Here is a 25,056-nt window from a genome sequence, read left to right on the forward strand (position 1 = left end):
CGCTTGTCCCTTGGCCGTTCGGCCTGTCGGCTCTCGTGAAAATCGCCAATGTTTTGGCGTCTGCCGCCCCACTTCCAGCGACCTCGAGAATTATCAAGTGACCGAAAGAGCCGGCAACAGGGTTTCCACCTAACTATGCAGATACAGCCCCAAGCACTTCAGACCCCAAAGGCCAGTGATCTCATCCACATCGAGCGCAATCAAAAAAGCAAACTGCCCGCTATTCCTTCGCGTTCAGGTGCCATCCATCAGAGCGAGGGCATATCGCTGCGCATCACGCCTTCCGCGCACTCTCCAAAGCCTTTGATCAAAACCTTCTTGGGAGAGGCCCTGAGCCACAGCAAGCCCAGCACGCGCGCAGCCCTGGCTTGCGGCAGCGGAATGCGCACCAGCGCCTGAGCGTCCCTGAAGGGGGAGATGGTGTCAGGCACCAATGCCACACCCAGATCACGCTCCACCATCAGCGACACCGCCAGCAGCGAATTCAACTCAAAGCGCTCCTGCGGCACGATGCCGGCGTCGCGCAAGAATTGATCGGCCAGCTTGCCCCCGCCCAAAGTACGGTCGTAGCGAATGAGAGGTTGTTCGCGCAGCAGCCGCAAAGGATCGGACCCTGCGAAGCGACTGTGGGCCAATACGATCAGTGGCTCTTCCCGTATCACACGCCATTCCAGCGTCTTGGGAATGTCGTACCCCGGCTGCAAGGTGAGCGCCACGTCCACGGCACCTTCTGCGACCAACTCGTTCAACTGGCCGGCCAAGCCAGCCCGGATGGAAACACGCGTCTGCGGATAGCGTGCGGTGAAGGCTTGCAAGATACCAGGCAAAGCGCTGTGCAACATGGTGGCTACGGTGCCCACATGGATTTCATGCTGAAGTTCATCGCCATGCACCCAGGTGCGCAGGCTGGCTGCTTCGCGTACCAGGGCCTCGGCTTTTTCCATCAAGCGGTGGCCGGCCTCCGTGGGGCGAACGGTGCGACCGGCGCGCTGCAACAACGGCGCGCCCAGCTCGCGCTCCAGCACCCGCATTTGCTGGGCCACGGCGGTGGGGCTCAAATCAAGCTGGCGAGCGGCTTCAGACATCGAACCCTTGCGAGCCACGAGCAGGAAAGTGTGCAAGAAGGCAGTATCCACAACCAACATTATGTTGGATGTGATCGCACTCAGACGTGATTCTTTCTTTGTTCCCTAATCCGCATACTCCGGGTCAGCGCGCTCAGGCTTGATTTCCTCCGCGCCCAATTCATCAGGAGACTACCCATGACATCATCCCAACTCACTCGCCGCCACTTGCTCACCCTCTCCGCGCTGGGTGCCGCCATGCCCGCCTGGGCACAAAACGATAGCCAGCCCGTGCGCATCGTGGTGCCTTTCGCACCCGGAGGTGGGAATGACGTCCTGGGCCGCCAGATGGCCAATGGCTTGTCCACTTCGTTTGGCCGCACCTACATCGTTGAAAACAAAGCGGGTGCGGGCGGCAATATCGGCACCGAGTACGTAGTGCGTGCCGCTGGCGACGGCAACACGCTGCTGCTGGGCCACACCGGCACCGTCTCTATCAACCCCTACTTGTACAAGGGGCTCAAGTTCGATGTCCAGAAGGGTTTGAAGCCGGTGGCCATGTTCGCCTCTGCCGCCTTGTTGCTGGTGGTGCCCGAATCCTCACCCATCAAGACCTTGGCACAGTTGGTGGACGCCATTCGCCAATCCAAGGATCCCTATACCTATGCCTCCAGCGGCGCAGGCACGGGCGGTCATCTGGCTTCCGAGATGTTTGCTGAGGCCCTCAAAGTCAAGATGACCCACATTCCTTACAAGGGAACCAACCCCGCCTTGACCGACGTTGTGGGTGGTCAGGTGCAGATGATGTTCAGCGTGATTCCACCCGCTCAGGCCCTGGTCACCAGCGGCAAGCTGCGGGCACTGGCCGTGACGAGCGCGAAGCGCCATGCCCAATTGCCGCAGGTGCCTACCGTGGCCGAATCTGGCATTGCTTCGTTGGCCAACTTCGAGAGCACGCTCACGTACGGCCTGTTGGCCCCAAGCTCCACACCAGCCGCCCGGATCGAGGCGCTCAGCAAGCAGATTCTGCAAGTGGCCGGAACACCCGCCTTCCAATCCAAGCTGGGTGTGGAAGGTGCTGAACCGCTGTTGGGAGACGCCGCGCAGTACGGCGCCCGTATTCAGAAAGAGTCTGCCAAGTGGGCTGCGGTGATCAAGAGCTCGGGCGCCAGCATCTGAACCTCCTACCACCAAGTTTTCTAGCCACGTGAACGCCTTCGGCCAATCCCTGCTGCCCGGTGCTGCACACCAGTTATTCGATGACGCAGCCCTGTGTCGGGCGTTCCTCGATTTCGAATCAGCACTGGCCGAGGCGCAAGCTGCCGAAGGCCTGATCCCCCTCGAAGCCGCTGCGGCCATCACAGCCGCTTGCGAAGCAACGCCACTCAACGCACAAGCGTTGGCTGATGAAGCGCGCCATGGAGGTGCCATGGCGGTGCCGCTGGTGGCGATGATTGCAGCCACACTGGAGCAACGTGGCCAGACGCACGCCGTTCGCTACCTGCACTTTGGCGCCACCACTCAGGACGTGGTGGACACGGCTCAGGTGTTGATGACACAGCAGGCCCTGGCGCAGCTGCTCAGCCCCCTGGAGCAATGCATCGCACTGTTGCAAGACCAGGCGGCTCGCCACGCCAGCACCCCCATGCTTGCTCGCACGCTGCTGCAGCCTGCTCAGATCATGAGTTGGGGTTTGAAATGCGCTTCATGGTTGCAGCCTCTCCGGCGCAGCCACGCCCATCTGCTGAGCTTGTCCAAACAGGCTCTGCTGCTGCAACTGGGCGGCGCCACGGGCAATCAGTCCGCACTGGGCGAAGCCGGCGAGCGCATCGCTGCACGCATGGCCAAGCGGCTGGGTCTGGGCCACGCAGCCAGCAGCTGGCACACACAGCGCGATGCCTGGCTGCGCTTCGGGCTGGAGGTGGCCGTGCTGATGGGGTCCTTGTCCAAGATCGCCAAGGACCTCGCTCTGCTTTCGCAGGCCGAGGTGGCTGAAGTCTCAGAAGGCGCTCCCGCCAGCGCCACCCCGGGCGGCGCGGCACGAGGCGGCTCCAGCGCCATGCCGCACAAACGCAATCCGGTGGCCTGCATGCAGGCCATTGCAGCCTGCGCTCAAGGCCCCGGCATTGCGGCCACCTTGCTGTCCACGATGGCCCAGGCCCACGAGCGAGGCCTGGGCGAATGGCAGGCCGAGATCGCCGTCTGGCCCCAACTGTGGATACAAGCCTTCGGTGCCACCAGCGCGATCCGGGATGCGCTGTCTGGCCTGCAAGTGGACACCGTGCGCATGGCCCGCAATATCGACAGCCTGCAAGGACTGGTTCATTCGGAAGGGCTCACGCAAGCGCTGGCCGCCGCAGTAGGCAAGCCACTGGCCCGCGCCCGGATACAAGCGCTGGGGCCGCTGGCACTCGCCCGGCAAACGCCGCTACTGCAATTGCTGATCGAAGATACTTGCGTCCAGGCTTTGCCCGAGGGCCCACGCACAGCGCTCCATGTTTCACTGGCCGCAGCGTGTGACCTGGGCTTGGTCACCGAGCCATCTGCCCGCCTGTGTAACCGCCTGCTGGAAGAAGCTCGTATTTGAGGTTTTTCGCAACGTGCGCGCGTCCTGAACTTCAGGCCACGCACGCGCTATTGATTGTTTAAAGGGATCTATCCCCATGGCTTCCACGCTGTCGTACACCTTGCAGAACGAGGGCTCCGGCCCGCTGATTGTCCTGAGCCACGCACTGGGCATGGACCGCAACGCCTGGTCACCCTTGCTGGCGCACCTGGGCCCGCAGGTACGCACTCTGATGTTTGATCACCCCGGCCACGGCGGCTCTCCTGGCCAACCCCAGGCGGGGACGATGAACGCATTGGTCGACGAAGCAGCAGCCCTCCTGCGAGACGTGGCGCGTGGGCCGGTGGTCTGGGTTGGGCTATCCATGGGCGGCATGGTGGGCATGGGCCTGGCGATTCGCTACCCTGCGTTGATCCAAGGCCTGGTACTGGCCAACACCACCGCGCACTACCCAGACGCTGCACGACCCAACTGGGACAGCCGCATTGCCACGGTACGAAGCGAAGGCTTGAACGCCATCGCCGACACCGTGATGGAGCGGTATTTCCATGCCGACTTCCGCACCGCTCATCCAGACGCCGTGGTCAAAGCCCGCGCCACGCTGCTAGGTACTTCACCCACGGCCTATGCGGCCTGTTGCGAGGCAGTGCGCGACGTCGACTGGCGCGAGGGTCTGTCCGCCATCCACATCCCCACCTTGGTGATCGCCGGCAGCCTGGACGCCGGTACACCACCGGCCATGGCCCAAGCCATCGCTGAAGCCGTACCCGGTGCCGAACTGACAATACTTCCCAAGGCGTCACACATCAGCGCCATTGAGCAACCTGCGGCCTTTGCGCGCCTGCTGCGCGCCTTTGTGCGTGACCGATGCCCGCCCCCGCCGACCGCGACATCGGATGCCTCAACCACCGACTACACCCAGGGCTTGCAGCACCGCCGCCGCATTCTGGGTGATGCCTGGGTGGACCGTTCGCTGGCGAACCGGACCGCCTTCAACACCGAGTTTCAAGAGTTGATCACGCGCCACGCCTGGAATGACATCTGGGGCCGCCCGGCCCTGGGCGATCGCCTGCGCCGTTTCATGGTGCTGTCGATGATGATTGGCATCCACGCCTGGGATGAGTTTGCGCTGCATGTGCGAGCGGCACTCGATGGACAGGAGGACTCTCAGCTGACGCCTGAGGACCTCAAGGAAGTGGTGCTCATGGCCGCTATCTATTGCGGCGTGCCAGCGGCCAACCATGCGACGGGGATCGTGGGGGGGATTTTGCGCGAGCGCGAATAGGCCACCCCCTGAGGCGCTCGCGCGCCTTCCCCCCAAGGGGGACGCAGCCAGCGGCCGGGCAAAGCCCGCTCCGCGGCTACTCCCGAATGGCCTGCTCCGCGGCCGTCCGTGTCGCTTGGGACTGACGGTGTGGGGCTGGGCGCGACAGGAAGCGCGAGTGGTCTTGGCCAGCCGCTGCGGTTCGACTAAAAAAGCCGAACCGAAGGCCCCGCATGCGAGCGATGGGGCCGGCAAGAGTTGATGAAGAAAGCGTGTGCCAGCGGCGCTGTCGGCCCTCACGCCGCAGCCGGCCGCACCAAGCCCCTTCCCCTAGCCGGGCGCCCACAAGCAGGAGAGGGGACGAAATCTCGTGCAAACGACTAGCTATTCGGGGGCCGAGCGAAGCAATGGCCCGAGTCATGCTCCCCACCCCTTTGGCCGTGCCGAGGAGCGCAGGGTCCAAGGCGGGCAAGAGCACTGCAAGATGCTCTTGCTTCGTGAACTAGCTTGCGGCAGCTGTTTGAGCAGAGTGAGCGAAGCGAATGCCGCGAGTTCTGCCGCACCGCCTTGGGCGCGAGCACCACAGGTTGCCCGGAGCGAAGCGAAGGGACGCGGACAGTGGGGCCGCCTTTCTTTTGCCTACTTTTCTTTGGCGGAGCAAAGAAGAAGTAGGTGCGCTGCCGGGCGCACTCCCCGGCCTCCGACCTCAATGCAAGAGTAGACGGCAATTAGTTCCCACAGCGCCTAAACCATCGCCGCTTGCACTTGCCCTCACCCCGCCCTCTCCCTAGAGGGAGAGGGAGAGGGAGAGGGAGAGGGAGAGGGAAAAGATCATCGATTCTCAAACCCCATCCCCTTCAACGCCTCCACCAACCTATCCCTCCCCTGCAAACTCTCCGCCCCCCGCACCCGATGCAACGAATGCTGAACCCAATCGCCATTGGTCTTCATTCCCTGAGCCTGATAAAAGCTCAGCATCCGCGCCGCATAGTCTTCCACGGGCTGCTCGTTGCGCGCCGCGTCGTAGCGCTCTTCGTGCAAGACGACAGACGTAGGCAATCTCGGCTTGACGTCACTAGGGCGTTCTGGATCGGGGTAGCCCACGCACATGCCAAACACAGCAAATGCGCGTGGCGGCAGCCCCAGCTCCTGCGCCACAGCCTCCGGCTTGTTGCGAATACCGCCTATGTACACAACCCCCAAACCCTGGGCTTCTCCGGCCACAGCTGCATTCTGGGCTGCCAGCGTGGCGTCAATCACACCCACCAGCATGAGCTCCAGATAGTCCAGTCCGCCCCGCGGCAAGTTATGCCTTGCACCCGCGGCCTCCAGGCGGGCCAGGTCTGCAATCCAGACCAGAAACACCGGACACTGTTCAATGTGGCGTTGTCCTCCAGCCAAGGCGGCAAGGCGTTTTTTCCGCTCCGGATCCTTCACCGCCACCACACTCCATGCTTGCAGGTTGGAAGACGTGGAAGCTGATTGCGCGGCCGCCATCATCAGATCCAGCACAGGCTGCGCGACCGGCCGAGGCGAATACGCCCTCGCCGACCGGTGCTGCAGCAGCACCGCCAAAGCCGCTTCCACGGATTCGGACTCTGGATGGAACTCAGCCATCTTCGGCGACGCATCCGCGTAGCGCGCATCCAGAAGAGCTTGCAGGGGGTGTAGGGTTTCTGGCATCAGTTCCTCAGCGTTTAGCAGCGTCGGTTGGCTTGAGCAAACGGCCCCAGCGCGCCAACTCATCGCGGATCAATTTATCGAAAACTTCCGGACTAGTGACTTCCACCTCGCCATCGATAACGGCAAGGCGCTCCACGATAGCAGGATCAGCCAAAGTCGTCTTCAGCGCCGCGTTGAGCTTGGCAATCACGTCCTTGGGCGTGCCTGCCGGTGCCAGCATGCCCCACCAGACCACCGAGTTGAACCCTGGCACACCCTGCTCTGCAATGGTCTTGACCTGCTTGGCCGAAACCATGCGCTTCAAGCCCGAGGTGCCCAGCACCTTGACCTTCTTGCCGTCGAGAAAGGGTTTGACCTGGGACATGCCCGTGAAGGTCAGGTCCACATGTCCGGCAGCTACATCTGCGATGGCCGGGCCAGCACCCTTGTAGGACACGGTGATCATCGATACGCCGGTCGCTTCCTTGAAGAGTGTGGCTGCCAATGCAGAGCCCGATCCTTCGCCCGAATTGGAGATGCTGACCTTGTCCGGATTCTTGGAAGCGAAGGAAATCAGTTCGGGCACCGTGTTGTGAGGAAAATCACTGCGCGCTGCCAGCACAAAGGGGTAGGTGATCACCAGGCCCACCGGCGCGAAGTCTTCTGGCGTGCGGTAGCGCAGCCCGGGGATCAAGGTCGGGTTGGTTGCCAGCGCGGTGCTGGTGAACAAGAGCGTGTAGCCGTCAGGCGCCGCACGGGCGACATACTCCGTTCCTGTGACGGTACCGGCGCCGCCACGGTTTTCAACCACCACAGGTTGCTTGAGCACTTGCGCCAGCCGCTCCGACCAGGTACGCACAATGAAATCGCCGCCGCCGCCTGGTGCGAAAGGCACGACGATGCGCACCGGACGATTGGGGTAGTCCGTGTTGGCGGACACACTGGAAGCCAGCCCCAGCATCAGGGTTCCAAACAGCAATGACCAACGCTTCATGACAGTCTCCTTGAATATTGATTGTTGTGTGACAGTGGATCAGCGGAAGTGCGCAGTAGCTTGCTCTTCCACCATGGTTTTCATTTCGCGTGCAATGGGGTTGCGGCGCTCCTCAAGCACATGGGCCACGAGGCCCACTGCTCTGGCCAACACCCCAATGCCGCGCACGATGTCCCAGGGAAGCCCCATTTCGCATGCAATGGCAGCGATAGCGCCCGTGGCGTTGACCGGCAGCGACTTGCCCAGCTGACGCCCGGCTTCGTCCGCAACCTTTTCCATCAAGGCGATGTAGGGGCCGTCAAAGCCATTCGCGCGTGCGATCGCAAACAGCGCAGGCGCTCTAGGATCTTGCGGCTTATGAATGTGATGGCCTATGCCGGGCAGGCTGCGTCCAGCGGCGATTTCTCGCGCCACAAGTTGCTTGGCAAGCTCCTCGATGTTGGGAGGTGTGCCGGCAGGTACCTCAGACTTCGGCAACGCTTCTTGAAGCAAGCGCGCAGCGTCTTCCATACTGCCCACAAAGACGCTTCCCAGGCCACACAGCCCCGCGCCGACGGCGGCCTGCATGGCCTCAGGTGCCCCTGCCAAGGTCAGGCGGGTCACCAGCGCACTGGGGGTCAGGCCATGCTCGACCAGACACACCGCAATGGCATTGAACACCAGCGATTCCGCTGGCGTGGGCAAGCGGTCCGTCATGCCCAGAAACGCCATATCACCCAGCGACACTTTGCCCAGAATGTCCTGGCAGAGATCCAGGCCTTTGACGGTGATGGTGTCGGTGGTGCTCCAGGCGATGTCGGTGCGAAGAGGTTTGCGGCGAGCCATGTTGATTCCTTGAATACGTTGAAAGGATTGCGACGTTCAGCCGCGTTGCAGATCGGTTGCGCGCTCGCGCAAAGTGGTGTCTTGTCTCATCAAGGACTTGGCAATCTTGTGGGTCGCGGTATGAGGGATGGAATCGACAAACACCACGTAGCGCGGCACCTTATGGACCGCCAGTCGCTCGCGGCACCATTGGGCTAAGGCTTGGGCTTCAAGCGAAGCACCGGGGTGCAAAACAGCGGCGACCAGGATGTCGTCTTCACCCAATTCAGAGGGCACGGCGATGGCAGCGGCTTCATACACCGAGGGGTGCTCACCCACCACGCGGTCCAGCTCCGCCCCCGCAATGTTTTCTCCCCGGCGGCGGATGATGTCCTTGGCTCGGGAGACATAGAAGAACCAGCCATCGGCGTCGCGGCGCACCATGTCACCCGTGCGGAACCAACCATCCTGAAATGCTGCGGCGGTCTGTTCGGGGTCGTTGTAGTAGCCCAGCATGCAGACAGGCGTTCGCACCCACAGCTCACCCACGACGTCAGCTTCTACGTCGTCGCCCTTGTCGTCCACCACGCGACATTGCGCCCAGGGTTGCGCAGGATCAGGGTGCTGCGCCAGCACGCCCATGGAACCGGGTTTTCCGGGTTCGCCGTAGGGATTGCAAGTAACCCCTGGCACTTCGGACATGCCGAAACCAGAGAGAAGGTTGGCAATGCCAAACTCCTGCTGAAAAGCCTGGTAGGAGCTTTGCCTGATGCCGTAGGCCACCCTGATGCGATGGTCTTTCCTGAACTCCGAACGGTCGCGCGACTTCAGGATATTGCCCATGGCCTCAATGAAGTTGACCACCGTGGCCCCCGCGTCCACCACAATGCTCCAGAAGCGCGACGCAGAAAAACGCGGCGTCACGATCAAGGCACACCCTGCGGCAATCATCCCGCACAAGGAGTAGCACAGTGCGTTGACATGAAAGAAGGGCAAGACAATGAGAATCCGGTCCTCAGGCTGCAAACGCATGCGTCCCAGATTGGCTTCGCCCACCAGCAAGATGCTGCGCTGGCTATGCAACACACCTTTTGGATACCCAGTCGTACCGGACGTAAAGATCATCAAGCACGGAGCGTCGGCGGATGGTGCCGCGGGCAAATCAGTCGCAGGTGCGTTGTCTTGCCATTGCTGCAAGCTGGGCAGGCTGGCTCCATCCCCATCGACCAGGACCTGCCAGGCTTCTACGCCTGATCCTTCAAGCGCCTGATCCACGGCAGCGCGGACAGCTTCATCCAGGACCACACCGGACACCTGAGCGTGCCCCAGCGCATAGCGCAGTTCGGCCACGCCAAACTCCGGGTTGATCGGAACCATGATGGCGCCCAACCGTGCCAAGGCAAACAGCAGAAACACATGTTCGCGCCCGTTGCGAGCGACGACGGCCACCCGGTCTCCGGTCTGCACACCACGCGCAGCGAGTGAGCGCGCGAGTGCATCAATGGCCTCAGCCCCCTGGTTCCAGGTCAGCCCCCGGCCTGACTCGTCCAAGATCATCGGTGCCTCGCCTCTCTGGGCGCGGCGGCTGTTCAGGACACCGCTCAGGGTGTAGTCGTGTGGCGCATAACTGCGCAAAACCTCAAGGGGCGTCTTCATGCAGAGGTTCCTGTGAATGGGTCAGAGAGCATGGTGGCAATATGGCGTGGAGTTGGAGGGTCAGTCCGAGCCCAGGCCGAGGGTGTTGGGCTGGCGCTTCTCCACCGCGTTGCGTACCAAGGCAGCGCTGCGGAAGATGCCATGCGCGAACTTGCCATAGGGCATGGTGAGAAACAAGGCCATCACCGCGCCCAGGTGCACACACAACATCAATGCCATGGCCGCCGTGCCGCGTGCCCACCAGAGCAGCATTCCGGTGGACGCAATCAGGAACAGCAGGGCAATGAACCCCAGGTCCATGGGCTTTTGTTCTGCAGCGCCATGCGAAGGATGGCGCTTGCGGTTGAGCTGCCACAAGCCTGCCGTGCCTATCATCAAGCTCACCCCGCCCGCAGCGCCCAGGAGCTTGGGAATCGAGGGCAGGTCATAGGGCGCCACCCATCCAAACAGGTAGTGGTACACCGTGGCGAGCGCGGTGGCCGCAAAGCACAGCGCAAACCCATAGAAGGTGAAGTGGTGCATGCGCCTTCTCGCCAGGGTGTAGGCCTCGTCTGATTCGTGGCAACCTTCGCCATGGCCCCCGTCCAGGTACTTGAGCGTCAACGCATCGCGAGTGGCCTCGCCAGCTGCCGCACCGCCCACGGGCGCGCCGCTGGTAGCGGGCGTGACCTCTTTCAGAAACCGCCGTACACCCATGCCCAGCGCCACAACTGCAAAAATGAAGATAGGAGCAAACAGGCTCACCATCAAGTTGTGCGGAAAGATGGCATAGAAATCACCGCCGGGGGCTGCGCCCCAGATGGACGTCTTGAGCATCGCGGCTAAGGCCAAAAACAGCGCCAAGCCCAATGCCAGTGCCATGCACAACACCAAACCGTTGCGCTGATAAAGCACACCCAGGGCAGGAGGCCATGCGTAGTCCGAATAGGTCTGGCCTCGCACACGCGCCATGGATTGCGGCACATTGACAGCAAACTCATGCGGCGGCGCGTACTGGCATGCATGCAGGCAAGCGCCGCAGTTGTGGCACAGATTCGCAAGGAAATGGACGTCGGCCTTGCCGAACTCCAAGCGCCTTGTCATGGCAGGGAACACCGCACAAAAACCTTCGCAGTAGCGGCACGCATTGCAAATCTGCATTTGCCGCGCCACTTCTGACTCTGCCGCGTTCAGCACCACCTCTCCATTGGCCAACGCTCGCGCATCTCGCGCCAAGGCTTCAAGCGACTGCATGCGTGATCCCCTGCTTCAAAGCTGCACGGGCAGCATTCGTACCGGCAATACGACCGAACGCCGTGCCAATGGACATCCCTACCCCAGCGGTATAACCTTGACCCAGCACATTGCCCGCCATCATTTCTCCGGCTACAAAAAGGTTTTCGCTGGGTTGGCCACCGAAGCGCGCCGCTGCCGTGTCGTCTGTCAACAGGCCCAGATAGGTGAAAGTCACACCTGGCCGGACCGCATAGCCGTAGAACGGCGCCGTATCCACGGGCCTGGCCCAATGCGTCTTGGCGGGAGAGATGCCTTCGGTATGGCAGTCATCCAAGGTGGTGTGGTCAAAAGTGCCTTGCACGCATCCCGCGTTGTAGGTGTTCAAGGTGCGCATGAAGGTGGCTTCATCCAGTTGCAGCTTGCGCGCCAGCTCAGGCAGGGTGTCGGCCACCACGCCATCGAATACAGGCGGCATGAAGCGGCCGATCGCCTTGGCGTCAATGATGGAATAACCAATCTGACCCGGCTGCTGCGCCACCAGGCGGCCCCAGATCGCATACCGCTTGGGCCAGAAGTCTTCCCCCTCGTCATAGAAGCGCTCGCCATCGCGATTGACCACTACCCCCAGAGACACGCAGTCAATGCGTGTGCAAATGCCTCCGTCATAAAGCGGCGCCCGCGCATCGATAGCCACCATGTGCGCCTGGGTCGGGTCGCCAATGCGGTCCACGCCGTGGTCGTCGAGCAGATGCCTCAGCAAGACGCCTTGATTGAAGCGTGTGCCTCGGATGAGAAAGTTGTCGGCCGGCCATTCGCCGCGTGCGTTCTGCCCCCAGGCGTCGCGCAGCCATTCCCGGTTGGACTCGAAGCCGCCTGCAGCCAACACACATGCCCGAGCTTCGATGCGTTCACCGCCGACGTAGGCGGCCACAAAACGGCCATCCTTGATCTCAAGACGGTCCACAGGCGACTCATAGCGGATCTGCACGCCAAGGCTTTCTGCACTGCGGTAGTAGGCATTGATCAGCGCTTTGCCGCCACCCATGAAGAAGGCGTTGGTACGGGCCACGTGCAAGGCACCGGACAACGGCGGCTGAAAGTGCACACCGTGGTGACGCATCCAGTCACGGCAGTTACTGGATGCCCGTATCACCAGGCGAGCCAGGTGCTCATTCGTTTTACCGCCGGTCACCTTGAGCAGGTCTTGCCAGAACTCCTCTTCCGGATAGGCTTCGATCAGCACATCCTGCGGAGCATCGTGCATGCAACGCAGGTTTCGCGTGTGAGCGGAGTTTCCGCCACGCCATTCGCGCGGCGCGGATTCCAGCAGCAGTACGCTCGCGCCCGCCTCGCTCGCCATCAAGGCAGCGCAAAGGGCGGCATTGCCGCCACCAATGACGAGCACGTCGTGCACTCTGGTCTCCTGTTATTTCCGTGGGAGAACAGAATGTAGGCATGCCCAGCCTCCCCGGCAAGGCGGGATTCGTCAACAGGCGTTCAGTTTTTGTGAAGGGTCACGCCCGGCCAGTCACCGCTGCGCACCACGCTGCGTGCCACGTCGCCGAGAACAACGCGTGCAGCCAAGGCTGCAGGAGACAACTCTTCTTCTGAAAGACTCGCCAGGTAATTGCGCCGGCCAGTGGCCACATCTTGGAGAGGTACGCTCAAGAATGCTTGCGCATCGAACCGCGCAATGGCCGCGCTGGGTTGAATGGTGGCCCCATATCCCGCACGCACCGCATCCATCAAGAGAGACAAGCCATCAATCTCCGCCACGATATGGGGAGCGGCGCGCATATGCGCAAACGCGGCGTCCATCAAGGAACGCAGGCCATGGCTGGCACTGGGCAAAATGAGCGGCAACTGGACCAGTTGAGCCAGGCGCACGCTGGGACCGGTGGGCATTCCGGCAAGACCCCTGGCGCCGATGACAAACAATTCTTCATCCAGCAGGGGGGAAACGCTCCAGCCCCGAGGGGCATCCACTCCGAACAGGATCGCCAGATCCAGTTGGCGCGCATTCAACATCGTCGCCAGGTGGCCAGACAAGGCCTCGACCAGGTGCAAGCGTACCGCTGGGTACCGTTCAGCCATGGCGGCCATCAAAGGCATGCCCAGTACGGCGGCAGTGGTGGAAGCCAGGCCGATATTGACGTGGCCGGATAAGCGCGCCGTCTGCGCCGCCCGCACCGCTTCATCGGCGTGGCGCAAGGTCAGATGCGCCTGCTGCAAGAAGGCCAAACCCGCATCCGTAGGTTGAACGCCTGTCGCTTTGCGCTGCAGAAGCCGGGTGGCCAATTCCCCCTCCAGGCGGCTGATCTGCTGGCTCAGTGCAGAGGTGGCCAGCCCAAGCTCAAGCGCAGCCTTGCCCATGCTGCCGAGCTCACAGACCTTGACGAAATAACGTAACTGGCGCAACTCCATGGCTTGGAATGTAAACCTCCTCAGACTCCTCAGGATTTTCAGTGATGAATCTACAAAAGCGTCTAGCTGTTGCAATACCGAGTTCTTTATAAGAAAAAGAAATAAGCATCTTTCCAAACTGTCTAAAGCACCCTTCTCCCGGCCCGGAAAATAGGACGTTTCATAACCCACGTTCAAATGCGCCAAGTTCGCCTTTTAATAGCCATCGTGGCGCTTGGCCTGCCCGTATGGGCCATGGCGGCGCAGGTGCTGCTCACCCCGAAAGAGTTGGATACGCTCAGTCAAGCCCATGCCGTGCGCATTGTGGATGTGCGCGAAGCGGAGGCTTATGGCTTGCAACATGTGCCAGGCGCCGTGTCGGCCCCCTACAGCCGCTGGCGCGGACCGGGCGACAACCCGGGCAAGCTCCCTGCTCTTGGTGAACTCACGTCCCTGGTGCAGGAGCTGGGCCTCACGCCTGAGACGCCTACCGTCATTGTCTACACCGGCATTGATTCCACCGACTTTGGCTCGGCCGCGCGCGTGTACTGGACACTCAAGATGCTGGGCTTGAAGGAGCTTTCCATCCTCAATGGTGGCTTAGCCGCCTGGAAGAGTGATGGTCTACCCGTCAGCAACAAGCCCGCCACGGCCCCGCGCAGCAGCTATCAGCCTCGAATGGACACGAGCATGATCGCCACCGAGTCCGAAGTTCTGTCCAAGATCGGCGACGCTCGCACCAACCTCATAGATTCCAGGCCTGCCCCCTTCTACACTGGCCGCGTGGCACTGGATTCCGCCCGTGCCAGGGGCACCCTGCCAGGCGCGATCAATATAGACAGCGATCTCTACTTTGAACCCGGTAGCGCAGCGCTGATGGACAAGGCTTCGCTGGAACAGGAAGCCGACGCCCCATCGCTCAAACCCGACGGAGATGTCATTGCTTTCTGCAACACAGGCCACTGGTCAGCGACCGAATGGTTTGTACGCTCCGAAGTCCTGGGGCAAAGCCACGTCAAGCTCTACCCGGGCTCCATGGTGGAGTGGACACAGTCTGCCAAACCACTGCCCATGATGAATGAACCCGGCCGGTGGGCGCAACTGCGCTACAAGCTCATGACCTGGTCACACCGCAACCTGGGAACCAAGGCCCCTCAATGAATACGCTTGCCACTACGGCCGACCGCGCCGCGTCACCGCCCACCCCCACACGGGTCAACCTCTGGACCCATCGCCTTCCGCTGGCCATCGCCGTCATGGGACTGTTTGGATGGCTGGTTTGGTCTGTTTCCGCACGCCAGGGCCTTTTGCTGCTGGTAGGCGTTGGCTTGGGTTGGGGCCTGGCCGCCGCCCGTTTCGGATTCACCACAGGCTGGCGCCATCTGGTGGAAAACAAGGACCCTGCCGGCGTGTATGGGCAGATCCTGTTGCTGGCACTGCTGGCCGCAATGTCCATGCCCCTGCTCGGGCATTTTCCTGAAGCCACCGCGGCCCTGGGCCCGCCTTCTTTCAGCCTGCTCATAGGTGCCTTCGTGTTTGGCCTGTGCATGCAGATCTCCGATGGTTGCGGCTCCGGCACCTTGTACAAGGCCGGGCTTGGCGTACCGCTGAACATGGCCATCTTGCCCATGTTCGCGATCGGCAGCTTCATGGGCTCTGTGCACCTGAACGACTGGCTGGCGCTGGGTGCTACAGAGCCCATTGGCCTGGTCGACAAACTGGGCGCCGGCGGAGCACTGACTGCCACGTTGCTCGCACTGGCCGTAGTGGCCGTAGGAATTCGCCTGTGGAGCGGCAAGCGCTTGAGCCTGAAAACCATTCCATCGCGCTGGCTGTGGGGTGCAGCCGTCTTGGCGGTGTTTGCCGCCTTGAACCTACTCATCGCCGGCCAGCCCTGGGGCGTGGTGTATGGTTTCGGTCTCTGGGCCGCCAAGGGCGCCACTGCACTCGGCCTGTTTGATCCCACGCAAAACGCCTTCTGGAGCGACCCTGGCCATGCACAGCGCCTTTCACAGACGCTTTTCCTGGACATCACCAGCATCACCAACATTGGCATCCTGGCCGGCGCGCTTTGGGTTGCCCCCAAACGTCCGCAGGAAACTCGCCCTCTCACGGGTGTGCAATGGAGTGTCGGCCTGTTGGCGGGTTTTCTTTTGGGATACAGCTCCCGCCTGGCCTTCGGTTGCAACGTTGGCGCCATGGTGAGCGGCATCTCTACCGGCAGTATTCACGGCTGGATCTGGGTGCCCATGGCCTTTCTGGGCACCTTGATCGGCATCCGCGTGCGGCGGCATTTCAAGTTCTAAGGCGGGGAAGGACACACATGACCACGACCGCGACCCGCCGCTGGATCTTCTGGCTCGCCCTCATCGGCTTTGCTTCCTGGGACCTGGTGCATTCCGAACCTGTGAACGTACGGCTGGAGCCGCCCATCATCGCCTCAGGCTCTGGACTGCCCACGCAGGGTGGGCATTGCGCGATGCCGAAGTAGTCACCCCTGATCTATTCAGTTTCAGGCCGGTCCCAGGTGAGATAAGCAGCTTCCTCTCCTGGTTGGCCCGACTGTCTGCTCGTGCCTAGGGACCATGCAGACAGTCAGCGCGTCACTTGCCAGGCCGCTATTCATATCTGATGTTCTGATTGATCCAGCCCACACGCGTTGTCATCCAATTGCGCAGATAACGAACCTCCGCCTCATACGAGCCCAGGACGGCTGTGTTGGCGATGACCTGTGTATCAAGAATGGGCCACCGCTGAAAATTTCGTTTCTGTGACGGCTCCATCGCCACGGCCGAACTCTCCAAGAACTTATCGACCCGATTCATCTGAGTGCTCAGGTACTTCCAGCGCGCTTGTCTCAAGGCTCTGAATTTGGGCTCTTCCATCATGGCCTTGAAATACCATCCATTCACAATCGTAGGCAGATGCCAACCATCAGGTTGGCCCACCGGTTGATTAATGTCAGTGTTGGCCGCGGATAAATCAAAATCCCAGATGGGTCCAAAATTCAGCTTCTGATTCACCGAACTTCTGTACATGAAAGTGCTGCTGAAGAACGCGTCTTTGTTTTTCAAGACTTCATTCACCAGAGAAAAATCCACCAAGGATTCGAGGTTGATGTATTTTTCTGCCTGGTTAAACCGCTCCCCAGACGACCCACTTATCAATACGTCTTCCAAGTGGTTGATCCAGCGTTCCACCCTTGCAACCTGCATGGCATCTGTATCCGTCTGCAAGGTATAGGGAATGGTGGAGGCGCTCCTGAACCAATAGTCCGCATCCAGCCGCGCATCCATCTCAAGAAGAAAAATATCGTTGAACTGGTCCAGGGGCATCTCCGTATTCACGCCATCGCCCTTGGCTTGCTTCTTGAGTTCAATTTCAATTTCGTCGGTCTTGTTGGTCAATTGATACTGCCCAACATAGTCGCCATTGAGCGTCAGCTCCACGAACCGGCTCTGCGGCGTATAAGGCATGCCCAGAATCCTTGCCATGCAAAAAGCTAATTCATTGCGCAGCAAAGTTTTATCGGCATAGTTGGCCAGGAGGGTCCAGTCACGCCCACTTTTCATGCCCAGCAAGCTCGCTTCCTTATCCAGCTTGAGCTTGAATGGCATTTTGGGCATCTCCCACGTGTAATTGCCCCGGCCCCGGATCTTGAGGTCCATTTCTTGCGCAAGCGCCACGCCATTGCCGTCTTGCAAGCTGGCAACGGCGTTGATGTAGTTCTCCTTGTCGAGAATGGGAGCACCTCCCTCGGTCGCGATCTCCAGCCGTTGCACCTGCGGAACCGTACAGATATCCAGACCCAGCGTCCCTCGCACATCGGTCTTCACATAATGAGAGGTGACGCCAGGCAATAGCTGACCCGTGGACCCATCGATATAGCGAGCCAGGCTGTCGATCAACGCCAGCGATGCATTGGAGACCACAGGCACCGAATAGTCATCCACGCCAGCCTGCTCGCGGGCGATTTCGGCAGCTTCGCGCAACGCGGATTGCGCGGTGGAATCAATGGCGGCCCAAGACGCATTCAGGCTCACATTATTCGATACGCCAAAGGCCTTCACGATATCGTTGTAGGCCCCACTTGCATCTGCGGCGGATTGGGTCAAGACCTTCGCCGCCACCATGGTGTTGAGCACATTGATCTCTTTCGACCAACCGGCCAGAGTGGCGAGACGAAGTGGTGCAACTCCCTCTGGCGTCGACGCCGGCTCTCCCACCAGCAAGATGGCTGATGTGCCCGACTCTGGGGGCGTCGCAATTTCGTAGCGGCTCTCTGAGTCTGCAAAAGTAGCAGGCTCATCCGCTTCACAGCGGAGATTCTGATTGAGGTCAACGCAAATTTTGGAGCCCGGCCCCAGGCTGGTGGTAGCACCCGTCTTTACAGGCGGGTCTGTCTCGGATCCTCCTCCACACGCGCCCAGAGCAGCAGCGGCCATGACCACCGCCAGAAATTGAGGCCGTACGAAAATACTATTCATCATGGGCATCACGTTTTCCTTTTTATCGCGACACAAACACCACGGCAGAAACCTCTCTGCTGTCGCTGTTAAGTGAGAGTATGCAGAAGAATCGCTGGCCTGTCCTGAGGGCTTGGCGAAGCCTCTTGATGGCGGAAATGCCAGTTTCCAAAAAATGCTCCATAGAGGTAGGGAAACATATTGCGTTGCGCAGCAGGACGCTGCGCTCGCTCACCAAGTTGGCCTAACCTCGAACATGGCCACATCGGCGTGGCTTAAGCGGAAGAATTTGCGCTGCACAACAAAAAACGCCGCAAACAGTCTCCTGTTTGCGGCGCAGCGGCTGATCACTCAACCGGTATATCGGGTCTTGCGTCAGTTGAGGCGCTGACCGCGGCGGCGCACAGCACCAGCGCCCACCAGAGTGAGGCTGAGCAGCATCAAGCCGGCTTGGCCCAGCGTTGGCACCGGTGCAATCATGGCCACTTCCTTTTTCTTGAAGGTGACGTGCACGTTGCAGTCCGCGTACACCGGCAAGGTGGTGTAGCTTGCATTCGCGGCCGTGCCACCGCTGCAGGTGGTGGTGATTTCATCCACTTCGTAGCCTGCGTCCGGCGTGATGGCCAGCGTGGCGGTATTGCCGTCTGCCACCTCCTGGCTGCCAGGGCCGATGCTGCCACCGGGGCCTGCGGTGCCTGTGACCACATGGATGACGCTCGCCACGTCGACGCGTGCGTCTTGCGAAACCAGCACAGGGCTCGTGCCGCTCAAGGTGCCCAGGGCGCGGAAGTTGTTGATGTAATTGCCGCCACCGCCATTGCCTGTGGCTTGAAGGCTGATGTCCACGTTGTAGACAGCGCCGGAAGTCAGCGCAGCCGCCTCGAATCGCAATGCCGTGACTTCAGCAAGGGATGCGGGACATGTGCCTCCACTCAAGCCTGCGCACCAGGTGCTGCCGAGCGTGGCGTTACTGGCGTGGCTCGGGTCAGGATTCAGGCTACCTGGGCCCACCTTGGTGTAGGTGATGGTCACGCCAGGTGGCGCTGTCACGGAAGACAGTGCCAGCGTGCCGGTGAAGTTGGAGCCAGCGGTGGTGCGAATGCCGGCATCACCGTTGTAGGGCAAGATGTCGATCCAGCGGGCATTGGTAACGTCACCGCCAATGCCGGTCAGGGCCAGATTGAAATCAATCGTCGAGTTGATAGGACGCGTGGGCGATGGTGTGGTCTTCGCCAGATAAAACCCTGGAGGAGCCGAAACCAACAAGGATTTATGACTGGCCTTCAGGCACCCTGCCCCACCGAACCCTGTTGCAGGGCCTTGGTAGGTGCAATCACCCGCATAGTCATGCTCCGAATCCATGGTCGAGGAATTCAATAGCTGAGTTCCGCTTGCCACGACACCTACGACGGCGTCGAACTGAATCGCGCCGAGTCGACTGTTCTCGTCCGCATTGTCGAAACTGAGCGCGGGTTGTGTGTCATTGATGGTCCAGACTACGGTCGTGCAAGTCGGGCACCCGGCGGCGCCGGCAGTCACTAAGGGCTCACCCGCAAGAGTTCCTGGCAAGCCGCCTCTATAGCCTGAAGAAATAACCGTCCCGTTCTGATTGGTGTTCGGGGTGTACATACTGCTGCCAGGCACATACGACAGACCAGGTGGGAGAACGTCTGTTACCGTCAAGGTTTCTGGACCTGGATAACCAATGTTGCGGCTGTAGACCGTCAATTGGTATTTCACAGTCTGGCCGATGCCCACCGGGTCTGGAGAGGTTTGGACGGGCGACAGGCTGATCTTGCGTATGGAGTTGAACACGCTAGGACGACGAATACCTACGGATACCGCCGCGGTTGGTTGCGTGGTCCAACCATCAGCTGTCGCAGTCGCCGTGTTGAATACGCGGTAATTGGCATTACCGTAAAAACTGTCGTCTGGGACGATTTGGCTGCCGGCTGGGTAGGTGCCGGCAACCGCAGTTGGGGCCACAACGTTGGTGGTGTAGCGCCAAGTCGATCGCAATTCCACGCCATAGCGCATGGTGATGGTGGCACCCGCTGGTAGACCACCGGCACCCACGTAACGGACACGGATGCGTGTCACATCATCCCACCCGTCGGGGAAGGTCGTGGGATCTACTGTCCATGTCACGCCAAGATCATTGCATCGCGCCTGGTACTGGGCGGAATTAGAGGCCCCCACACTCACCCACTGACCATTTGGATCCAGCGCACCGCCGGTACCGTATTCGATCACGTAGTTCGTCGCAGGAATGACAGGACGGGGGGCACCTGCACTGGGCGCCACTTCCTGCGCAATCACTGAGACCCTGACGCCGGGGGCAGTTTCAATCAGATTCTGGCGTGCATTATCGAAATAATCGCACACGAGAAGGTTGGTAAACGGCATCGTCGTGGCGTTGTTCAGCGTCACACGAGGCCTCCAGCGTGAACCCACGACGGTCGTGTTGACAGCGTCCGCGAACCCGGTAGGAACACCGCCAGGAGCGTCCGTAGGACCCACAGGCATCCCTGGGGTGTCGTAGTGCCACGGGACACTCAACTTGCCGATGGTTCCGGCCCCGCCGTTGCGCAACCCGTACGTGGCCGAATTGTTGGAAGTATTGGGCTCGGTGTAGGTCTGCGCTCCATCCTGCGAGGTGAACGTGGTCGCCGGAACGGTATTGACAATGTCAAAGACATTCCCGTCTGGGGGAACATCAGACTGCGGAATCCAGACGTACAGATTCTTGGAGATGATTGTGGTCGTGCGAATGTCGCTTGTTGGAATGGCATCTCCAGAAAACGTGCTGGGGCGATGCGTCAAGCTGGAGTCCACACCTGTCAAGGTCAACGTGGCCGTCTGCCCGGTCTGCGTAACGGCGCAGCTCCCACCATTAGCCACGTGTACCGTGCTTGTGCTGCTGCTTGGGCCTGAGTCCGCGATGGAGCTCAGATACTGGTTGAAACCCGAAGGATGTCCGGTGCAGGCAGTCGCTTGGTATGGATTTGGGTAATCCATGATGCGCGCATTGGCCGTAGGTAGGGTGTCGTTGATGACGACGGTGGAGGTCAAGGGGGCGAGCCCCTTCAAGGAACCGTCTCCGCCACGGCTCTGGTAGTCCTGAGCTTGCACCATGATGTTGTAGGGCAGGATGTACCCAGGTGCGCCACCAGGACCGGAGTCCACGCGGAACACATGTCCGTAGCCTGCCGTTCTTTTCACCACATCCCAGCGCGGCGCTGCTGAACCAGTGAGCGTGGGAGGTGGGATGTAGGCAGGAGGGGTTGGTGTCTGGTCAGAGGTGAAGACGGCCGTTGGCGGTGCTACGGTGGCGCCCTGCGTGCGGGCTCCCGCATTCATCTCGAAATCGATACTCTGAGTTTGCGGGTTCGGAAGGTCGCCCAAACGGCAAGTCAGTACCAGGCCCGCGATGCTGGAACCCGGCCCGCAGCCGGTAGGCATATAGCTCCAGCGAGCGCCAGCCGGTGCTGTGAACACCACCTGGGTATTGGCGTCGCCACCGGTGGTTTGATAGAAGAAGCGGTATCCGACGCGATCATTGCTCCGAATGACGTTATTGGTCGAGTCTGCATCGTTGCCTGCCGCATTGTCGCTATCGAACGGTGCCGTACCACTGTAGAGCATCGTCAAGTTGCCCGCGGACAAGCTTGCTTGAACAGCCAAGGGTGACAAAGTGGCCACCAACGCCCCCACGGCAACCCACGCGGCCATGCCGCTCCAACGAGCAGGCACAGGGCCCAATTGATTTCCAACTCCCATCGCCCGCCCTCAAATGTAATAATTTATGACTATTCGGCTACGCTGTGCCGGAAAAAAGCGAATTCTATGTTCGTTGAGTTTCAACTATTAGGAACTAGAAATTTAGTGAACCCACAAATCTGCATTTTTTAACGGTTTAAGCCGGTAATTGATTTGCGAGCGCAGTCCAGCATAAAGGCCACAGTGATAAATCGAACCAATGTTTGGTTAGATTAAAAAAGGAGGAAGCCGGGCATACCCGGCTTCCTCTTTTGTCGTCCCGCTCGGCCGGTTGCAGCCTATAGGCCTAAATTGGGGGCCAACGCTCGCTCGACTTCACTTAGTCCCGCACCACTGCGTTCAGCCATGTCGATGGCCTGATCTTTATCGATCTTGCCGACGTTGAAGTAAGTGCTCTCAGGGTGGCTGAAGTAAAAACCACTGACGCTGGCTGCGGGCAACATGGCCAACGATTCGGTCACGCTCATACCCACTTCGTGAGCCTGCAACAGATCAAACAAGGGGCTCTTGACCCGATGATCCGGACAAGCTGGGTAGCCCGGGGCAGGACGGATACCGCTGTATTTTTCGCCAATGAGCTCTTCGTTGCTCAAGCTTTCGTCTGCGGCGTAACCCCACCAGTCGGTTCGCACTCGGTGGTGCAGCCATTCCGCCCCAGCCTCGGCCAGGCGGTCTGCCAGGGCTTTGAGCATGATGGCGTTGTAGTCGTCATGATGGCCGATGAACTCAGCCTCTTTCGCATCTACACCCAAGCCTGCCGTGACGGCGAATGCGCCCAGATAATCCTTGACACTGGCAGGCTCAGCTAGGCTGCGGGGTGCCACGAAATCAGCCAGACAACGGCTTGGGCGCATGCGGCCCTCTGCGTCTTCCTGCTTTTCAGCCTGCTGACGCAGACCGTACCAGGTCAGCGCCACGGCTTCACGAGACTCATCTGCGTAGAGCTCGATGTCGTCATCACGTACGGTGTTCGCCGGCCAGAAGCCCACCACCGCATTGGCAGTCAGCCAACGGCCGTCAATGATCTTTTTGAGCATGGCCTTCGCATCGGCCAGGAGGCGCGTCGCTTCCGCGCCCACGACCTCGTCTTTCAAGATGGCCGGGTACTTGCCCGCCAGATCCCAGGTCTGGAAAAACGGTGTCCAGTCGATGAAAGCTGCCAGCTCTTGAAGGTTGATGCTCTTGATCACCCGGCGGCCAATGAACTTGGGCACGGGCGGCACATAGCCTGCCCATTCGATGGCGGTTTTGTTGGCGCGCGCCTTGCCAAGAGGCCAGATGGGCAGCTGCTTCTTGTTGGCATGTTGATGGCGCACCTTCTCATAGTCGGCCAGGGTGTCGGCAATGAACTTGTCAGCGCTATCGCTGAGCAAGCCTTGGGCTACGCCCACACTGCGCGATGCATCTGGCACGTAAACCACCGGGCCTTCGTAATGGGGTGCAATCTTCACAGCCGTGTGGACACGGCTGGTGGTGGCGCCCCCAATCAGCAGCGGAATTTTCTTGATGCGAAAGTGCTCGTCCTTCTGCATCTCACCGGCCACGTATTGCATCTCTTCGAGGCTGGGGGTGATCAGGCCCGACAAGCCAATGATGTCGGCCCCTTCCACCTTGGCCTTGGCCAGGATTTCATGGCAGGGCACCATGACGCCCATGTTCACCACCTCGAAGTTATTGCACTGCAGAACCACGGTGACGATGTTCTTGCCGATGTCGTGCACGTCGCCCTTGACGGTGGCAATGACGATCTTGCCCTTGCTTCGCACATCTCGGCCTGCGGCTTCGTCGCGTTTTTTCTCTTCTTCGATGTAGGGAATCAGGTGCGCCACGGCCTGCTTCATCACGCGGGCCGACTTCACAACCTGCGGCAGGAACATCTTGCCAGCACCGAACAAGTCGCCCACCACGTTCATGCCGTCCATCAAGGGACCTTCAATCACATGCAAGGGGCGGCCGCCGGGCTGGGCGACGATGATCTGGTAGGCCTCTTCGGTGTCTTCTGTGATGAACTCGGTAATGCCGTGCACCAGAGCATGGCTCAAACGCTCATTGACGTTGGCGTTTCGCCATTCAAGCCTTTTCGATTCGTCCTTGGCCGCACCCTTGGCCGATTCTGCGATTTCCAGCAGGCGCTCTGCCGCGTCTGGCCGGCGATCAAGGACGACGTCTTCCACGCGTTCGCGCAACTCCGGGTCCAGATCGTCGTACACGCCAACCATGCCGGCGTTGACGATGCCCATGTCCATGCCTGCTTGAATGGCATGGTAGAGAAACACGGTGTGGATGGCTTCACGCACCGGGTCATTGCCACGGAAGCTGAAGCTCACGTTGCTGACCCCGCCACTGACCTTGGCACCTGGCAGGTTCTTCTTGATCCACTCCGTGGCTTCAATGAAGTCGACTGCGTAATGGTTGTGCTCTTCAATCCCCGTGGCAATGGCGAAGATGTTGGGATCAAAAATGATGTCTTCGGGCGGAAAGCCCACTTCGTCCACCAGAATTCGGTAGGCGCGCTCGCAGATTTCGATCTTGCGTTGAAAGGTATCTGCCTGACCCTGCTCATCAAAGGCCATCACGACGGCCGCGGCACCGTAACGCCGCACCAGCCGAGCCTGTTGCTTGAACTGCTCAACCCCTTCCTTCATGCTGATGGAGTTGACGATACCCTTGCCCTGCAGGCAGCGCAGGCCAGCTTCGATGACGCTCCATTTGCTGGAATCGACCATGACTGGCACCCTGGCGATATCGGGCTCGCTGGCCATGAGGTTGAGGAATTTAACCATGGCGGCCTGGCTATCGAGCATGGCCTCGTCCATGTTGACATCGATCACCTGGGCGCCGTTTTCCACCTGTTGGCGGGCCACAGCCAGCGCTTCCTCAAACTGGCCGTTCAAGATCATGCGCGCGAAAGCCTTGGAGCCTGTGACGTTGGTGCGCTCTCCGATGTTGACGAAAAGGGTGCCCTCACCAATGCTGACCGGCTCCAGGCCGGAAAGCTTCATGGGCGGAAGGGGAAGTTTGTCTTGGGTAACGGTCATCATGGGCTCACCTGCGCGCGGCAATCAGGTGAGCGTCGTTACCGTGCTACTTAAAAGCCTCCAAGCCTGACAGCCAGTGGCCGCTGCAACGCTCCTTGGGGCAAGGCGAGGATTTTAAGGCAACAGGCAGCCTTCAACATATCA

17 protein-coding genes and 1 riboswitch are annotated in these 25,056 nt (G+C 60.4%); of the genes, 6 read left to right on the forward strand and 11 right to left on the reverse strand.

Annotated elements, in window-relative coordinates; all coding sequences use genetic code 11:
• Positions 1 to 248 precede the first annotated feature (248 nt).
• Positions 249 to 1,136, reverse strand: coding sequence for a LysR family transcriptional regulator (locus ABIE13_RS15970; RefSeq protein ID WP_354445174.1), 888 nt, complete (start codon positions 1,134 to 1,136; stop codon positions 249 to 251).
• A gap of 126 nt (positions 1,137 to 1,262) precedes the next feature.
• Here ABIE13_RS15970 and ABIE13_RS15975 point away from each other — a divergent pair, with 126 nt between their 5' ends.
• The 3 genes from ABIE13_RS15975 to ABIE13_RS15985 all read left to right on the forward strand — a co-directional run bounded on the left by ABIE13_RS15975 (position 1,263) and on the right by ABIE13_RS15985 (position 4,915).
• On the forward strand, positions 1,263 to 2,243 hold the full coding sequence (locus ABIE13_RS15975; protein ID WP_354445176.1) for a Bug family tripartite tricarboxylate transporter substrate binding protein: 981 nt from the start codon (positions 1,263 to 1,265) through the stop codon (positions 2,241 to 2,243).
• Positions 2,244 to 2,271: 28 nt separating this feature from the next.
• Positions 2,272 to 3,651 (forward strand): lyase family protein, encoded by a 1,380-nt coding sequence (locus tag ABIE13_RS15980; RefSeq protein WP_354445178.1) that lies wholly within the window; start codon positions 2,272 to 2,274, stop codon positions 3,649 to 3,651.
• Between the two features lie 76 nt (positions 3,652 to 3,727).
• Positions 3,728 to 4,915 (forward strand): alpha/beta fold hydrolase, encoded by a 1,188-nt coding sequence (locus tag ABIE13_RS15985; protein WP_354445180.1) that lies wholly within the window; start codon positions 3,728 to 3,730, stop codon positions 4,913 to 4,915.
• 810 nt (positions 4,916 to 5,725) lie between these two features.
• Here the strand turns inward: ABIE13_RS15985 and ABIE13_RS15990 are convergent.
• From ABIE13_RS15990 to ABIE13_RS16020, 7 genes are all read right to left on the reverse strand, one after another.
• A complete protein-coding gene (locus ABIE13_RS15990) occupies positions 5,726 to 6,577 on the reverse strand; it encodes an NADPH-dependent oxidoreductase (protein ID WP_354445182.1) in 852 nt (283 codons plus the stop codon).
• A 7-nt stretch (positions 6,578 to 6,584) separates the two neighbouring features.
• Positions 6,585 to 7,550 (reverse strand): Bug family tripartite tricarboxylate transporter substrate binding protein, encoded by a 966-nt coding sequence (locus tag ABIE13_RS15995; protein ID WP_354445184.1) that lies wholly within the window; start codon positions 7,548 to 7,550, stop codon positions 6,585 to 6,587.
• 39 nt (positions 7,551 to 7,589) lie between these two features.
• On the reverse strand, positions 7,590 to 8,375 hold the full coding sequence (locus tag ABIE13_RS16000) for a citryl-CoA lyase (protein WP_354445186.1): 786 nt from the start codon (positions 8,373 to 8,375) through the stop codon (positions 7,590 to 7,592).
• A gap of 36 nt (positions 8,376 to 8,411) precedes the next feature.
• Positions 8,412 to 10,010 carry an AMP-binding protein gene (locus ABIE13_RS16005; protein WP_354445188.1) on the reverse strand — a complete coding sequence of 533 codons (1,599 nt, stop codon included), beginning with the start codon at positions 10,008 to 10,010 and terminating at the stop codon, positions 8,412 to 8,414.
• A 60-nt stretch (positions 10,011 to 10,070) separates the two neighbouring features.
• Positions 10,071 to 11,243, reverse strand: coding sequence for a tricarballylate utilization 4Fe-4S protein TcuB (gene tcuB, locus ABIE13_RS16010; protein ID WP_354445190.1), 1,173 nt, complete (start codon positions 11,241 to 11,243; stop codon positions 10,071 to 10,073).
• Positions 11,230 to 12,639 (reverse strand): FAD-dependent tricarballylate dehydrogenase TcuA, encoded by a 1,410-nt coding sequence (gene tcuA, locus ABIE13_RS16015; protein WP_354445192.1) that lies wholly within the window; start codon positions 12,637 to 12,639, stop codon positions 11,230 to 11,232. The genes tcuB and tcuA overlap by 14 nt, the downstream gene beginning before the upstream one ends.
• Before the next feature lie 83 nt (positions 12,640 to 12,722).
• Entirely contained in the window at positions 12,723 to 13,649 is a 927-nt protein-coding gene (locus tag ABIE13_RS16020) for a LysR family transcriptional regulator (RefSeq protein ID WP_354445194.1), read from the reverse strand.
• A gap of 177 nt (positions 13,650 to 13,826) precedes the next feature.
• On the opposite strand from ABIE13_RS16020, the gene ABIE13_RS16025 reads away from it, so the two are divergent.
• The 3 genes from ABIE13_RS16025 to ABIE13_RS16035 all read left to right on the forward strand — a co-directional run bounded on the left by ABIE13_RS16025 (position 13,827) and on the right by ABIE13_RS16035 (position 16,119).
• On the forward strand, positions 13,827 to 14,789 hold the full coding sequence (locus ABIE13_RS16025; protein WP_354445196.1) for a sulfurtransferase: 963 nt from the start codon (positions 13,827 to 13,829) through the stop codon (positions 14,787 to 14,789).
• Between the two features lie 95 nt (positions 14,790 to 14,884).
• On the forward strand, positions 14,885 to 15,934 hold the full coding sequence (locus ABIE13_RS16030) for a YeeE/YedE thiosulfate transporter family protein (RefSeq protein WP_354445610.1): 1,050 nt from the start codon (positions 14,885 to 14,887) through the stop codon (positions 15,932 to 15,934).
• A 17-nt stretch (positions 15,935 to 15,951) separates the two neighbouring features.
• Positions 15,952 to 16,119: a hypothetical protein gene (locus ABIE13_RS16035; protein ID WP_354445198.1), complete on the forward strand. Its 168-nt coding sequence runs from the start codon at positions 15,952 to 15,954 to the stop codon at positions 16,117 to 16,119.
• Positions 16,120 to 16,246: 127 nt separating this feature from the next.
• Here ABIE13_RS16035 and ABIE13_RS16040 read toward each other — a convergent pair whose 3' ends face one another.
• The 3 genes from ABIE13_RS16040 to metH form a co-directional block, all read right to left on the reverse strand.
• Positions 16,247 to 18,124, reverse strand: a complete 1,878-nt coding sequence (locus ABIE13_RS16040; RefSeq protein WP_354445200.1) for a CotH kinase family protein — start codon at positions 18,122 to 18,124, stop codon at positions 16,247 to 16,249.
• Between the two features lie 345 nt (positions 18,125 to 18,469).
• Positions 18,470 to 21,874, reverse strand: a complete 3,405-nt coding sequence (locus ABIE13_RS16045; RefSeq protein ID WP_354445202.1) for an IPTL-CTERM sorting domain-containing protein — start codon at positions 21,872 to 21,874, stop codon at positions 18,470 to 18,472.
• Between the two features lie 278 nt (positions 21,875 to 22,152).
• On the reverse strand, positions 22,153 to 24,876 hold the full coding sequence (gene metH, locus ABIE13_RS16050) for a methionine synthase (protein ID WP_354445612.1): 2,724 nt from the start codon (positions 24,874 to 24,876) through the stop codon (positions 22,153 to 22,155).
• Between the two features lie 59 nt (positions 24,877 to 24,935).
• Positions 24,936 to 25,015, reverse strand: a riboswitch (S-adenosyl-L-homocysteine riboswitch).
• Positions 25,016 to 25,056 lie beyond the last annotated feature (41 nt).

It is taken from the genome of Ottowia thiooxydans (assembly GCF_040548795.1).
Lineage (GTDB): Bacteria > Pseudomonadota > Gammaproteobacteria > Burkholderiales > Burkholderiaceae_C > Ottowia > Ottowia thiooxydans_A.